This is a genomic window from Desulfovibrio sp. 7SRBS1 (assembly GCF_049723905.1).
Lineage (GTDB): Bacteria > Desulfobacterota > Desulfovibrionia > Desulfovibrionales > Desulfovibrionaceae.
Map to the genome: position 1 here is coordinate 2808243 of NZ_JBJKFD010000001.1, position 14614 is coordinate 2822856.

The following is a 14614-nucleotide window of genomic DNA, read 5'->3' on the forward strand; positions in this document are numbered from 1 at the left end:
CCTGCCGGATGTGACACGTGGATGCATAACGACATCGGCCGGAGCGATGCAGCGGGTCGCCTTGCTCCGGCCTGTGCGTTGCAGCGCCGGAGAACTTTTTTGGGAGGCAGGGCTGCATGGGCGGCAGATTCGGAATAAAACGTTGCATTTTTCTGCTGCTCGCGCTCTTGCTGCTGTATTTGAGCCTGTATACCTGGAACCTTCGTACCGGGTACCTTGATGCATTGGCGACCAATACGGGCATGGAAGTGGCCGGACTGGTGCTCAAACCCGGCAAATGGGTGGGCCGCCAGATTACGGACTTCTGGGACAGGTATGTCTACTTTGTGGGCCTTCGGCAGCAGAACGACGAGCTGAGCAGCCGTCTGGCCCGGTTGCACCTTGAAAATGCAGAACTGAGGGAACAGGCGCGCAAAGCCGGGCTTTTGGAACGGCTGCTTGAATTCTCCCCGCCTTCGGGCTGGGAACGCCAGGGTACCCGCGTGGTCGTCCACAGAATGGGCCCGCTGGGAGCTTTGGAAACCCTGCTGGTGGACAAGGGACTCACCTCCGGCATCAAGGCCGACACTCCGGCCATCACCCCGGACGGTGTGGTGGGCAGAGTGCTCAAAACCGGCGCCACCTGCAGCACCATTCTGCTGCTTACCGACCCCAACAGCCGCATAGCCGTGCGCGGACAAAAAAACCGCACCACGGGCGTTCTCGTAGGCCAGGGCGACATGCTGGATGCCGACGACCTGCTCAGCGAACTCTACGTGCCCCTGAACGCCCCGCTGGAAGAAGGCGAAATTCTCGTTACTTCCGGCCTGGACGGAATTTTCCCGCCCGGTCTGCCCGTTGCCCGCATACAGCGCATCGAACGCAGCGACATCTCCCTGTTCCAGACCGTGCTGGCAACACCCATCGCCCAGGTTCGCGAGGTTGAAGACCTGCTGCTGCTCACCCGTATTCCGGGCGTTGATCCCAACCTCGCCGTTACCGTGTTGGACAACTCGACGGGCAATGCGACGGGTAATGCGACTGGCAAGGTGAAGGGCAACTCCACCGGAACTCTCCCCAAGGGAGCACGACGGTGAGATCGGTTTTTTTCTGGGCCGTAGCCACGATCAGCGCCATATGGGGCCAAACCTTTCTGCCCGGCGTCGATCTGCTCGCCCCCCTGTTTCTGGTCAGCCTCCAGGAGGAAAAAGCTGCGGTCAATTTCTGGCTGTGTCTCATCTGGGTTCTCATTCAGGAAGGCACCGGCAGCCTGGCCTTTGGTTCGGGACTTCTCTTCTATGCGGCGCTGGCCCTGCTTTTCTGGGTAGGCCGCTGGATGTTCGAGGCCAAAAATTTTCTCTTCGTCTGCATCCTGGCCGTGCTTTCCGGCCTGCTGCACGGCGGGGTCACCTGGGTCATGGCCACTCTTGAAGATGTGACCATTGCCCCGCAATGGCTGCTCACCACCAGCCTGCGTCAAATTCTCTGCTTCATCCTGGTCTGGCTTTTGGTTGCCCGGCTGTACGCGTCACGAGTCAAAGCCCATGCGAATACATTATCAAACTGACGGTCAATACGCCCCCCGGCATGGGCTGATTCTTCTGCAGGCGCTCATCATCGGCCTGTTCTGCGTGTTTGCCCTGCGCCTGTGGTATCTGCAGATACACAAAGGCGCCTACTATGCGGAAAAGGCCCGGGACAACCGCCTGCGCCAGGAATCCATGTTTGCGCCCCGCGGCCTGGTGCGCGACCGGGAAGGACAGATTGTTGCCGTGAACGAACCGGCCTACGGTCTGGCCGTCATCCGCGAGGACGTCCAGGACATGGACGCCACGCTCCAACACATCAGCAAACTGACCGACATCCCCTTTGCCGACCTGGAAAAGAAGTTCAAGAAGGACCGGAAACGGGTCAAGCCCTTTGAACCGCAGGTTCTGGTCAACAACATTCCCTTTGAGCTGGTCTCGCGCATTGAAGCCAACTCCTTTCACTGGCCCGGCCTGGACATTGTTGTACGGCCCAAGCGCTTCTATCCCCAAGGCGCCCTGCTCGCCCATATTCTCGGCTATGTGGCGGAAGCCAGTGAACAGGAAATGGAAGCCGACCCAACTCTTGCCCTGGGCGACACCGTGGGCAAGCGCGGGCTGGAATTCACCCTGGAAAACCGCTTGCGCGGCAAGAAAGGACTCCGCCAGCTGGAAGTCGACGCCTCGGGCCGCACCCTGACCAACCTTGTGGTCAAGGACCCGCGTGCCGGAGAGCACATCAATCTTTCCATCGATCTCGGCCTGCAAAAAGTGGCCACAGAGGCTCTGCAGAAATACGGGCACGAAGGCTCGGTGGTGGTTCTGGAACCGTTCACCGGCCAGATTCTGGCCATGGTCTCCGAACCGAGTTTCGACAACAACGCCTTTGTTACCGGCCTTACTCCCGACCAATGGGGCAAACTGCGCGACGACAAGCGCCACGTGCTGCTGAACCGCGCCTATCAGAGTGCCTATCCGCCCGGTTCGGTCTTCAAGCTGGTCATGGCCTGCGCCGGATTGCACGAGGACATGATAGACATCAACAAAACCGTGTTCTGCGGCGGGCAGATGCGCCTGGGCAACCGCGTGTTCCGCTGCTGGAAAAAATGGGGACACGGCAAGGTGGACCTGCGGCGCGGCCTTGTGGAATCGTGCGACGTCTATTTTTACGACCTTGGCAACCGCATGGGCGTGGACCGCATTGCCCCGTTTGCCAAACAATGCGGCCTGGGCAATGCTACGGGCATTGATCTGCCGCACGAAAAGTCCGGCCTCATTCCCAGCCGAGAATGGAAACGCAAGGCACGGGGTGAACGCTGGCAAGGCGGCGAAAACCTCAACCTGGCCATCGGCCAGGGGTATACCCTGGTCACGCCCCTGCAGGTGGCGCGCTTCATCGGCGCCATGGTCAACGGCGGCACCATCCGCAAGCCGCTGCTGGTCTCCACGGACCGGCCGGTGGAGGTCAGCCGCATGGACCTGAGCGAATCCAATCTGGCCCTGATTCTGGAAACCATGAAGGAGACCGTGGATTCGCCGCACGGCACCTGCCGCAGACTGCGCACCCCGAACGCGGCCATTGGCGGCAAAACCGGCACGGCCCAGGTGGTTCGGCTGAAGGACGAAGCCCGGGGTGCAAAGACCGAGGAAATCAAATACAAATTTCGAGACCATTCCTGGCTGGCGAGCTGGGGGGTACAGGATGGTCGGGCCGTGGTCATCGTCACCATGGTCGAGCACGGGGGGCACGGCAGCGAGTCGTCCATTCCCATAGCCAAAACCCTGTACGATTATCTTTTCGAAAATCCGAAGGGATTTCCGATCGACAACTGGCCGTACCGCATAAAAGACTCTGCATTGTGGAAGCAGGTGCTGGCCTATAAATACGTAAACAAGGAATAGAGAATGTCGCCCGTCGACCGCCGCCTGTTTTTGCATATCAATTGGAGCCTGCTGGGGCTCACCTTTCTGCTTTTCTTCCTGGGCGTGCTCAACCTGTACTCGGCCAGCGGCTTCCGCATGGAAGAAGGCATGGCCATATATCCGTATTATCAAAAGGAACTGATCTGGGGGCTTATAGGCTTCGTGGGCATGGTCATGATCATGCTCTTCGACTACCGCCACCTGAAAACAGTGGCCTGGCCCCTGTTCATACTCACCGTGGTGCTGCTTCTGTACGTGCTCTTTATGGGGAAGATCGCGGGCGGTGCGCAGCGCTGGATATCCCTGGGCTTTTTCAACCTCCAGCCGAGCGAGGTCGCCAAGATCAGCGTTTTGCTGATCGGCGCCCGCATTCTGGCGCGCGACGACGACAAACTCGACTGGGGCGGACTCTTCTACGTCTGCGGCATCGGACTGGTTCTGGCCGTGCTCATCGTACTTCAGCCCGATTTGGGTTCCGGACTGAACGTGCTGATGATCATGGGCGGCATCATTCTGTACCGCGGCATCGGGACGCACATTCTCAAGACCGTGGCCGTGATCATTCCCTGCATCCTGCCCCTGGGCTGGTTCATGCTCCACGACTATCAGAAACAGCGCATCCTGACCTTTCTGAACCCGGAACGCGACCCGCTGGGCGCGGGCTACCACATCATCCAATCGCAGATCGCCATCGGCTCGGGCCAGCTTACAGGCAAGGGTTTCCTGGGAGGCACCCAGAGCCAGTTGCGTTTTCTGCCGGAAAAACATACCGACTTTGCTGTGGCCGTATTCGGTGAGGAGTGGGGCTTTATCGGACTGATCATCCTGCTGGGGATTTTCTGTGCGTTCCTGTACCAGATCGTGCTCTGCTCCCGCGACGCAAAAGACCGCTTTGGCGCGTTCCTGGCGGCCGGAGTGTTCTTTTATTTCTTCTGGCAAATCCTCATCAACATGGGTATGGTCCTCGGTCTCATGCCTGTTGTGGGAATTCCGCTCCCCTTTGTGAGTTATGGCGGGAGCGCCATGGTAGTAAACTTCTGTCTTGTCGGGCTGGCAATGAACGTGTCCATGCGACGTTTCGTGTTCAAAAAGGGCTAGCCCGCCGCATTTGGGGAAACACAATGGCAAAAGACGAAATCAATGCCTTTCTCGGTGCCGGCACCAGTTATCAGGGAAAACTCAACTTCCAGGGGTCCGTACGTATCGACGGCACCTTTCAGGGAGAAGTCACCAGCGAAGGCACGCTGGTCATCGGCCGCGAAGCCGAAGTAGAAGGTCAGATAGACGTGGGTCAGCTGGTTCTTTCCGGCCGGATCAACGGTCAGATAACTGCCAAGGAAAGAGTCGTTCTTCACAAGACGGCAAATATTCTTGGCAGCCTCCAAACTCCCATCCTCGTGGTTGAAGAAGGCGCCATTATCGAAGGCAAAATCACCATGGGGTCGCAGCCTGTTGAAGCTGAAAACAGCAGCGCATGGGGAAACGACACGCAAATTTAACATACGCCTCCCAGAGCGCGTGAAATTAGGCACAAATAGACGCCCTGCAGCCTTTGAGACCGCAGGGCGTCTATGTTTACGGAAAAAGCCTTTGACACGTTCGTGTAAATCAGCTAAACGCGCACTATCTCTCTTGAACAATTTTTCACATACTTAACTCTAAAGTGAGGGCGGGCATGATTGATCTCGACGTCACTTTGTTGATTCAGCTCGTGAACTTTCTGATTATTTGGATGGTTCTCGATCTGCTTCTGCTGAAGCCCATTCGGGGCATAATCAAAAAGCGGACCAACCATATGGACCAACAGATGAATGCCATCGAAGGGTTCACAAAGGACGCGTCCGACAAGCTGGAAGGCTATGAAAAGTCTCTGGCTGCCGCCCGAACTGAAGGTTCCGCAGAACGCGACAAGCTGAAAGACGAAGGTAGTGTTGAAGAAGGCAAGTTGCTGGCTGCCGCTTCCCAGGAAGCCGCTGGCAAGGTCGCCGCTGCCAAGGGTGAAATCGGTTCCCAGGCCGATGCCGCCAAGAAGGCGCTCAAAGACGGCGTGTCTAAAATGGCGGAACGAGCTGCGGACCGAATCCTCAGCCAAGCCTAACTACAGTTGAGGAGGGAAAAACCTTGAAGCGCATGCACATTGTAGCTGGTGCGGCATTGCTGGTGCTGCTTATGGCCGGTGCTGCCATTGCCTCCGAGGGTGGAGGAGAGCACGGTCTTCCCTGGGGTAACTTTATTGCCCGTACGATTAACTTCGTATTGTTTCTCGGCATAATCTGGTATGCCGCGGGCAAGAAGATCAAAGAGCTGTTCACCGGCCGTCAGGACAAGATCCGCAACGAGCTGGCAGACCTGGACAGCCGCCGCAAGGAAGCCGAAGGCAAACTTTCCGAGGTGGAGCAGAACATCGCCAACCTGAATAAGGAACGCGAAGCCATCCTTGAGCAGAGCCGCGAGCAGGGCGAACGACTCAAGGCTGCCATCATCAAGGAAGCCGAAGCCAAGGCAGTACAGATCAAGGCACAGGCCGAGACCGCCATCCAGACCGAAAGGAAGGTCGCTCTGGAAGGCATCCGCGAGGAGATCGCGGACATGATCGTCGAGGCCACCGAAGAGATTTTGCGCAAGAAACTGAAGGCCGCTGAGCAACAGAAGCTTGTCGACAAATACATCAAAAGGGTGGTGCTCAATTGAGTGGTAACATCGTCGCCAGGCGGTATGCCAGGGCCCTCTTCGGGCTTGGAGTCAAAAAAGGCGATTCGCAGATAGAAAGCTTTGGCAAGGACCTTGCGGCCCTGTCCGAAGTTTTTGCCGCATCTCCTGAAGTCTCCGCGGTGTTCCGCAATCCCATCTTTTCGGCAGAGGACAAGAAGGCCGTCGTGGGTAAAATTATGGACAAGCTCGAAATCCAGGGCGCGGTCCGTAACTTTTGTCTGCTGCTGGCAGACAAAGGACGGCTGGACGAACTCCCCGGCATCAGCTCCGTTTACGCCGAGCTTCTCGACGAAGCGCAGGGTGTGAAGCGGGGCGTTTTTGTTTCTGCGGTCAAAATCGCCGGCAAGAAGCAAGGGGAGATCATCCAACAACTTGAGGACCAATTGAAAGCCAAGCTCGTGCTGGACTTCGAGGTCGATCCCGACATCCTGGGTGGGGTTGTACTCAAGGTCGGCGACCAAGTGCTGGATGCCAGCCTGAAAGCGCAGCTTTCCATTCTGAAAGAAACCATAAGAAGGGGTGAGTAGGGCCATGCAGATCAAAGCAGAAGAAATCAGCCAGATTATCGAATCGCAAATCGATAATTACGAATCCCAGGTAGAAATGAGCGAGACCGGCACGGTTCTGTCGGTCGGTGACCAGATCGCCCGCGTCTACGGCGTTAAAAACGCCATGGCCATGGAGCTGCTCGAGTTCCCTGGCGGCCTTATGGGCATGGTCCTCAACCTGGAAGAAGACAACGTGGGTGTCGCGTTGCTTGGCGAAGACACACACATCAAGGAAGGCGACCCGGTCAAGCGGACCGGTAAGATTTTCTCCGTGCCCGTCGGCGATGGCCTCATGGGCCGCGTTGTGGACCCCCTGGGCCAGCCCATCGACGGATTGGGACCGATCGAGGCTGCGGAAGAACGCGTTGTGGAAATCGTTGCCCCCGGCATCATCGCCCGTAAGTCGGTTCACGAACCCATGGTCACCGGCATCAAGGCTATCGACGCCATGACGCCCATCGGCCGCGGACAGCGCGAACTGATCATCGGCGACCGTCAGGTCGGCAAGACCGCCGTCTGCATCGACGCCATCATCGCCCAAAAAGACACGGACGTGCACTGCTTCTACGTGGCCATCGGCCAGAAGAAAGCAACCGTCGCCCTGGTGGCAGACACCCTGCGCAAATACGGCGCCATGGACCACACCACCATTATTTCGGCCACCGCTTCCGAGCCTGCTTCCCTGCAGTTCATCGCTGCCTACTCCGGTTGCACCATGGCAGAATTCTACCGCGACTCGGGCAAACACGCTCTGATCATTTACGACGACCTGTCCAAGCAGGCTGTGTCGTATCGCCAGATGTCCCTGCTGCTGCGGCGTCCTCCCGGACGTGAAGCTTTCCCCGGCGACGTCTTCTACCTGCACTCCCGCCTGCTGGAACGGTCCTGTAAGGTCAACGACAGCCTGGGTGCCGGTTCCCTGACCGCCCTGCCCATCATTGAAACGCAGGCCGGTGACGTTTCCGCGTACATTCCCACGAACGTTATCTCCATTACCGACGGCCAGGTGTATCTGGAACCGAACCTGTTCAACGCAGGTATCCGTCCGGCCATCAACGTCGGTCTTTCCGTCTCACGCGTCGGCGGCGCCGCTCAGGTCAAGGCCATGAAGCAGGTTGCCGGTACGCTCCGTCTGGACCTCGCCCAGTATCGCGAACTGGCGGCATTCGCCCAGTTCGGTTCCGACCTGGACAAGGGCACCCAGCAAAAACTGAAGCGCGGCGAACGCATGGTCGAACTGCTCAAGCAGCCTCAGTACCAGCCCATGCCGACCCAGGAACAGGTTGCCTCCATTTACGCGGCCGGCCGCGGTTATATGGACGACATCCCTGTGGAAGCGGTCAGCAAGTTCGAAAGCGAATTCCTCGCTTTCCTGCGCAACTCCAAGCCCGAAGTACTTTCCGGCATTGCCGAAAAGAAGGTCCTGGACGACACCACCGAAGGTGCGCTCAAGGCTGCTCTTGAAGAGTTCAAGAAAGGTTTCCAGGCTTAGCGGAGGATAAGGTATGCCTTCTTTGAAGGATGTTGAAATGCAGATCAAAGCGGTCAAAAAGACCAAGCAGATCACCAAGGCCATGAACATGGTGGCCTCGGCAAAACTGCGCAATGCGCAGGCTCGTATCGAACGTTTCGGCCCCTATGCCGACAAGTTCTACGAGATGCTTGGCGATTTGGCTGCCGGTGCGGACCACAGCGCGCACGAGCTGCTGGAAGTCCGTGAGGAAATCAAAACTGTCGCCATCATGTTGGTAACGTCCGACAAGGGCTTGTGCGGCAGCTTCAACGCAAACCTTATCAACACCTCCCTGAAGCTTGCCCGCGCTAAAGCCGCGGAAGGCAAGGAAGTCAAGTTCTACTGCATCGGCAAAAAAGGTGCGAGCTCCATTCGCAAACGCGAATTCGAGGTTGTAAGCGCCCTGACCGACGAGATGAACAACTTCGACTTCACCCTTGCCAACAAGCTTGGCATGGAGACCATCGGCGCATACCTGCGCGGAGACTTTGACGAAGTGCACATCGTGTACGGACATTTCCTCAACGTCGCCAGACAGGTGCCCGAAGAACTGCAGATACTGCCCATCCAAAGCCACGAAGTCCCAGAGGGCGAAGAGGCCGGAGCACAGGCAGAGTACACCTACGAACCTTCCGTGGAAGGCCTGCTGGTGGAACTCCTGCCCCGCTTCATCAAGGTGCAGATCTACAGGGGACTCTTAGATACCTCGGCCAGTGAGCACGCGGCACGTATGGCTGCCATGGATAACGCAACCAAGAACTGCGATGAAATGGTGGACACCCTTACCTTGGAATACAACAAGGCAAGACAGGCGGCCATTACCAAGGAACTCATGGACATCGTAGGCGGCGCGGAAGCGCTGAAAGGATAAGGGGGCATTATAGCTATGAGCGCTAATGTCGGTAAAATCGTACAGGTTATCGGGCCTGTCGTAGACGTGGAGTTTTCCGAAGGGCAATTGCCCTCCATTTTGAACGCCGTTGACATAGTCAACGTAAACAATGAGAACGCGAAAGACCTCGTGGTCGAAGTTGCCCAGCACCTGGGCGACAACGTCGTGCGCTGCATCGCCATGGACGCCACCGACGGCTTGGTCCGCGGCATGGAAGCCACCGACCGCGGCGAAGGCATCAAGACCCCTGTGGGAAATGCTGCTCTTGGCCGCATCCTCAACGTGGTCGGTCGTCCCGTGGACGAAAAAGGCGACATTGAAACGGACAAATACTTCCCCATTCACCGCGAAGCTCCCAGCTTCACCGAGCAGAGCACGGACGTGGAACTGCTGGAAACCGGCGTAAAGGTCATCGACCTGCTGATTCCCTTCCCCAAGGGCGGCAAGATGGGCTTGTTCGGCGGCGCAGGTGTGGGCAAGACCGTTATTCTCATGGAAATGATCAACAACATCGCAAAGCAGCACGGTGGTAAGTCCGTGTTCGCTGGTGTTGGCGAACGTACCCGTGAAGGAAACGACCTTTACAACGAAATGATCGAGGCCGGCGTTATTGATAAAGCCGTCCTTGTTTACGGCCAGATGAACGAGCCTCCGGGAGCCCGTGCTCGTGTTGCTCTGACCGCCCTGGCTGGCGCAGAGTACTTCCGTGATGAAGAAGGCGAAGACGTGCTTCTCTTCATCGACAACATCTTCCGTTTTACCCAGGCTGGTTCCGAAGTGTCCGCACTTCTCGGCCGCATGCCTTCCGCGGTTGGTTACCAGCCGACTCTGGGCACCGACCTTGGTGAACTGCAGGAACGTATTACTTCCACCAAGAAGGGTTCCATCACCTCGGTTCAGGCCGTTTACGTCCCCGCGGATGACCTTACCGACCCCGCACCGGCCACGACCTTCTCGCACTTGGACGGAACCTTGGTTCTGTCCCGTCAGATCGCCGAGCTGGGCATCTACCCCGCGGTTGACCCGCTGGACTCCACCTCCCGTATTCTCGATCCCAACGTTTTGGGACAGGAGCACTACGGTATAGCTCGTGAAGTTCAGATGATTCTGCAGAAGTACAAAGACCTGCAGGACATCATCGCCATTCTGGGTATGGACGAACTTTCGGACGAGGACAAACTCACCGTTTCCCGCGCCCGTAAGATCCAGCGTTTCCTGTCCCAGCCCTTCCACGTTGCCGAACAGTTCACCGGTATTCCCGGTCGCTACGTCAAACTGGAAGACACGGTTCGCAGCTTCAAGGAAATCCTGGAAGGCAAGCACGACGAAATCCCCGAGCAGGCCTTCTACATGTGCGGCGGCATCGAGGAAGTGCTCGAAAAAGCCAAACAAGCCTAACCCTCGAGGTAAAACATGGCCAACCAGATTCAACTCGAAATCGTCACCCCGGACCGGCAGGTGCTCTCCGAGCCCGTCGATTACGTGGGTGCACCCGGAATCGAAGGCGAGTTCGGGGTCATGGCCAATCATATCCCGTTTCTGTCCGCTTTGGGCATCGGGAACCTGTTCTACAAGTTGGGTGGGCGGTATCACTACGTGTTCGTCGCCGGCGGTTTCGCCGAGGTGAGCAATAACAAGGTGACCATCCTTGCCGAAGTTGCCGAACATGCAGCCGAAATAGACGTGGAACGCGCCCGCAAGGCCCGCGAACGTGCCGAAGGCCGCATCAGGCAACGCCAGGAAGAAGTCGAGTTTACCCGTGCGCAGGCTGCTCTTCAGCGGTCCCTCATGCGCATGCGCTGCCGCGATGCAGCACAGGGCGCCGGAACGCTCGACAAAAAGTAGACAGGTCGCAACGACCCCAGGTTTGCCGCACTTACTACGGCAGACGATTAGACAAAAAACGGCAGGCTCCAAGCAATTGGAGCCTGCTTTTTTGTAGGCAAAGGACTTTCAGGTTCTTTCAAGTTGTTTTTGGGGCTGAACAAGACGGCTTATGCTCTCTACGCATGTAGCGAGCTTTCGATCTCAAGGGGTTAGAACTGAACCACCCCCGGTTAATTTTCTTCCTCCCTGCCCTGCTTCAATTTTCCATGGTTCACATCTTCATAGTTGGGAAACAGATATTCCAGGCTGGTGAGAAAGGTCTGAAAGCGAGGCATGTGAGAAATTCTTGACTGAAACGTATTCTTCATACGCGAAGGAGAAAAATTTTGAGACATAAACAAGGTGATGTCCGCCCCAAAGATTTCGGGGCGGAAAACCGCGAACCGAAAAGCGTGGTTTTCAGGTTCGCTCACGCTGCCTTTGGCAGCGCACGGCGGGCCATGCCCACCGTGTTACGTGGCACCTATGCGTTTTTTCATAACCTGTTACTCTACTCGTGCCACGTTAGCGGGCATTTCCGGTCTCGGGGCAGGATGGCAGGAAAGGGCTGGGAACAAGGCGTGTGATATATTCTGGAGCGATGCGTATTCTTAAATACGTGAGTGAACAGAATTTATTGCGCAACGAAGTTAACAGCCCTTTCCTGCCATCCTGGATGTGGATTTTTTTCCCACAATCTGCCAAGTTGCTCCCCATGACGGCATGCATATGACTGTTTTCGGAATCATCTCCCCCTCTTTATCCAAAAGCCATGCAGACGCCTTTTCTTCTGTATAGACTTTGCATTCCGGCCCGTGCCGCAGCCGGACGCCACGTTATGATGTGGCACTGAAAACAGCCGACTCATTCCAGGAGATCAGAATGAAAGAAACCACTTGCGCACTTATTCTTGCAGCGGGCAAAGGCACCCGCATGTACTGCGAGACACGCCCGAAAGTCATGTTGGAGCTGCTGGGCGAACCCATGCTCTGGTACGTATATAAAGCCCTTGCGCCTGTTTTTCATACCCGGCTGCACACTGTGGTCGGATTTCAGGCCGAAGTCATTGGAGACACCTTCCACGACCATCTGGAACGGATGATCATTCAGGAGCAGCAGCTTGGTACCGGCCATGCGTTGCAGGTTGCCTGGGACTCGCTCAAGAAGGCTGGATATACGCACTGTCTGGTCATCAACGGCGACACCCCCCTTATTTCCACGGAAACCATAGAGCACATGCTGGAAACGGCACAGCGCGAAGAGGCGGACCTTGCCTTTGCCACCATCACTCCCGAAGGCCCCAATGCCTTTGGCCGTGTGCTGCGCGACAAGGACGGCAACGTCTCCGCCATTGTGGAGAAAAAGGACTACGACCCGGCTACCCACGGTCCAGAACCGGCCGAAGTCAACGCCGGTATCTATCTGCTGCGCATGGACACCATAGAGCCGCTCCTCGGCTGGCTCAGCAATGCCAACAAGAGCAAGGAATACTACATTACCGACCTTGTGGAATTCGCCATTGCCGACAAGCTCAAGGTGCATGCGGTTGAATGCGGCAACGACGTATCCCTGATGGGCGTCAACAATCCGGCCGAACTCGTGGAGGCCGAAGAAGTGCTGCGCGCCCGCATTATTGCCGATTACCAGGCCCAGGGTGTCATCATCCGCAGTCCTTCCAGCGTGCGCATCGGCCCCCGCGCCAACATCAAGCCCGGCGTGGAAATCTCCGGCCCTTGCGAAATCTACGGCGAAACCTGCATCGGCTCCGAAGCAAAAGTCGAAGCCTTTACCAGCATTTTCGAGACCTGGATCTCGGAACGTTCCACCATCCACCCGTTTTCCCATCTGGATCAGGCCGTTGTGGGCCACGACTGCTCTGTCGGCCCCTATGCCAGACTTCGCGTCGGCGCGGTAATGGAAGACGAGGCCAAGGTCGGCAACTTCGTGGAAATGAAGAAGGCCGTACTGGGAGCCGGGTCCAAGGCCAGCCACCTGACCTACCTGGGCGATGCGGAAATAGGAGCGGGCGTGAACATCGGCGCGGGCACCATCACCTGCAACTATGACGGCGTAAACAAGCACCGCACCACCATCAAGGACGGTGCCTTCATCGGCAGCAATACCGCCCTGGTCGCGCCCGTTACTGTGGGAGCCAACGCCCTGGTCGGTGCCGGGTCCACCATTACCAAGGATGTGGAGGCCAACGGCATGGCCATAGCGCGCGGCAAGCAGATCTCCCTGCGCCGCAAACGCTAAACCCTGCTTTTGCCCGCAATCCGAGGGCTGCTCCAAGAAAAAAAAGAACAAAACGCGAACACACCGGGGCCGACGCGTACTTTCCATCCGCGTCGGCCCCGGTATATCATGGGACACGAAGTTCAGGTTTCTGCAGAAAACCGGCCCCAACTGGCAGGCATTCCTTGCACTCTTCCCTCTTCCGCCCCACAGTCTTTGTCTTTTTCAGCCAACGATTTTTCGGCTCCCCCCAACTCCTACTAGAGTTTGCCGCAAAACCGCTGTATATCATCTCCACCTCTGGCCGATGACTTTTCCACAATATTCGGCCAGGGTGGGGAAAAAATAACAACAACACGTCGTGAGCGCGAAAAACGGTGGGTAATTTTCCGCTCCGCAGCGTGAACTCCCTTGATTTTGCAAGGGGAAGGGGATATTCGTTAATCATGGAACTACTTGAACAACTTGAACGACGTGTGAGCGAGATGCTCGACCGAATCAAGGAGTTGGAGGAGGAGAACCTGCTTCTCAAAGAAGAACTTTTGGAAGCCGAACAGAGGCAGGAAAACGTAGTTTCCCGCATCGACGGCCTCCTTAAAAAGGTCCAGGGTGAAATAGCCTGAAAGTGCGCTAATGCCTTTGTATACACTGCCGTTGCTCGGCATTGAGATATCCTTCCGGACGGAAGCTGACTCGCAAAGAGTTTACGCAGCCAAAGAGTATGTGGAAAAACTTTTTGAGGGCTTGAATGCGTCCGGCCTCAACGCAAGCAAGGAAATGCTTCTTTCCGTCCTTGCCCTGAGCATGGCCGATGATTACCTCCAGATGAAAGACCGCCTTGAGGAAATCGAAGCAAAGGTTGGTGCCTTGGTCGGCAAATTGGACTGAGAAGCCATTGCCACGGGCGGAAGTAGACAAATTTGCCCTGGGAGGTTCGTGATTGTTAAGCGATTGCTGAGCCAACACGTATATATAGGATTCCGCTTCCAATCGCGCTGGTGTGCATGCCCGCATTGCGTCGGGACGCCTTAAGGCGCGGTAGTGGAGTCCCCCTGAACATCTAGGTTCAGAATGATTGACAACACGGCTTGCCTGGGGATTTTTTCATAATGATGCTGCTGCGGCGGAAACGCCGCAGCCGTATCCCTTCCGTTTTTTGGCCTTTGCAAATCTCCCTACTCCCACAACGACGAAGCGATCCGCATCTTGCGCAGTCTTTTGAAAAACCCGACTGCATCAGGACAAGCCGCCAAAAGCGACTTGTCGGGGGGAACAATACATTCCCCAACGGACCGTCTGGTCCCAGTTGCCCGCACAAACGGGCTCAAGGCCAATTCCTTCTATCCCCGGGGCTGTTTATCCAAAGACAGCGCGGTCCCGGAAGAAGGGCCCCCAACGGGTGGGGATAAAACGCCCGATC

Annotated in this window: 15 protein-coding genes and 1 other RNA gene; all 16 read left to right on the forward strand. The window is 56.8% G+C overall.

All coding sequences use genetic code 11. The annotated features are described in order from the left end of the window. Nucleotides 1-116 precede the first annotated feature (116 nt). The 16 genes from mreC (at nucleotide 117) to ssrS (ending at nucleotide 14297) form a co-directional block, all read left to right on the forward strand. A complete protein-coding gene (mreC, locus tag ACI0FJ_RS12690; RefSeq protein WP_424304042.1) occupies nucleotides 117-1076 on the forward strand; it encodes a rod shape-determining protein MreC in 960 nt (319 codons plus the stop codon). Next, nucleotides 1073-1546, forward strand: coding sequence for a hypothetical protein (locus tag ACI0FJ_RS12695; protein WP_424304045.1), 474 nt, complete (start codon nucleotides 1073-1075; stop codon nucleotides 1544-1546). The genes mreC and ACI0FJ_RS12695 overlap by 4 nt, the downstream gene beginning before the upstream one ends. Beyond that, nucleotides 1524-3407, forward strand: coding sequence for a penicillin-binding protein 2 (mrdA, locus tag ACI0FJ_RS12700; protein ID WP_424304048.1), 1884 nt, complete (start codon nucleotides 1524-1526; stop codon nucleotides 3405-3407). Before ACI0FJ_RS12695 ends, mrdA begins: the two co-directional genes overlap by 23 nt. Before the next feature lie 3 nt (nucleotides 3408-3410). After that, a complete protein-coding gene (gene rodA, locus ACI0FJ_RS12705; protein WP_424304051.1) occupies nucleotides 3411-4526 on the forward strand; it encodes a rod shape-determining protein RodA in 1116 nt (371 codons plus the stop codon). Nucleotides 4527-4549: 23 nt separating this feature from the next. Beyond that, complete coding sequence (locus tag ACI0FJ_RS12710) at nucleotides 4550-4927, forward strand: bactofilin family protein (RefSeq protein WP_424304054.1); 378 nt, start codon at nucleotides 4550-4552, stop codon at nucleotides 4925-4927. Nucleotides 4928-5103: 176 nt separating this feature from the next. Next, entirely contained in the window at nucleotides 5104-5526 is a 423-nt protein-coding gene (locus ACI0FJ_RS12715) for an ATP synthase F0 subunit B (RefSeq protein ID WP_424304057.1), read from the forward strand. A gap of 23 nt (nucleotides 5527-5549) precedes the next feature. Then, nucleotides 5550-6119, forward strand: coding sequence for a F0F1 ATP synthase subunit B (gene atpF, locus ACI0FJ_RS12720; protein WP_424304059.1), 570 nt, complete (start codon nucleotides 5550-5552; stop codon nucleotides 6117-6119). After that, the gene (gene atpH / locus ACI0FJ_RS12725) at nucleotides 6116-6667 is read left to right on the forward strand and encodes an ATP synthase F1 subunit delta (protein ID WP_424304062.1); all 552 of its coding nucleotides are present in this window, start codon (nucleotides 6116-6118) and stop codon (nucleotides 6665-6667) included. The genes atpF and atpH overlap by 4 nt, the downstream gene beginning before the upstream one ends. Nucleotides 6668-6671: 4 nt before the next feature. Beyond that, nucleotides 6672-8180, forward strand: coding sequence for a F0F1 ATP synthase subunit alpha (atpA, locus tag ACI0FJ_RS12730; protein WP_424304065.1), 1509 nt, complete (start codon nucleotides 6672-6674; stop codon nucleotides 8178-8180). A 13-nt stretch (nucleotides 8181-8193) separates the two neighbouring features. Next, on the forward strand, nucleotides 8194-9072 hold the full coding sequence (locus tag ACI0FJ_RS12735) for a F0F1 ATP synthase subunit gamma (RefSeq protein ID WP_424304068.1): 879 nt from the start codon (nucleotides 8194-8196) through the stop codon (nucleotides 9070-9072). Between the two features lie 15 nt (nucleotides 9073-9087). Further along, complete coding sequence (gene atpD / locus ACI0FJ_RS12740; RefSeq protein WP_424304071.1) at nucleotides 9088-10491, forward strand: F0F1 ATP synthase subunit beta; 1404 nt, start codon at nucleotides 9088-9090, stop codon at nucleotides 10489-10491. Between the two features lie 15 nt (nucleotides 10492-10506). Further along, the gene (locus tag ACI0FJ_RS12745) at nucleotides 10507-10938 is read left to right on the forward strand and encodes a F0F1 ATP synthase subunit epsilon (protein ID WP_424304074.1); all 432 of its coding nucleotides are present in this window, start codon (nucleotides 10507-10509) and stop codon (nucleotides 10936-10938) included. A gap of 903 nt (nucleotides 10939-11841) precedes the next feature. Beyond that, the gene (glmU, locus tag ACI0FJ_RS12750; protein ID WP_424304077.1) at nucleotides 11842-13215 is read left to right on the forward strand and encodes a bifunctional UDP-N-acetylglucosamine diphosphorylase/glucosamine-1-phosphate N-acetyltransferase GlmU; all 1374 of its coding nucleotides are present in this window, start codon (nucleotides 11842-11844) and stop codon (nucleotides 13213-13215) included. Between the two features lie 425 nt (nucleotides 13216-13640). Further along, nucleotides 13641-13817, forward strand: a complete 177-nt coding sequence (locus tag ACI0FJ_RS12755; protein WP_424304080.1) for a hypothetical protein — start codon at nucleotides 13641-13643, stop codon at nucleotides 13815-13817. Between the two features lie 10 nt (nucleotides 13818-13827). After that, a complete protein-coding gene (gene zapA, locus ACI0FJ_RS12760; protein WP_424304083.1) occupies nucleotides 13828-14082 on the forward strand; it encodes a cell division protein ZapA in 255 nt (84 codons plus the stop codon). Between the two features lie 31 nt (nucleotides 14083-14113). Beyond that, nucleotides 14114-14297: non-coding RNA, 6S RNA (gene ssrS, locus ACI0FJ_RS12765), on the forward strand. The last annotated feature ends 317 nt before the right edge of the window (nucleotides 14298-14614 follow it).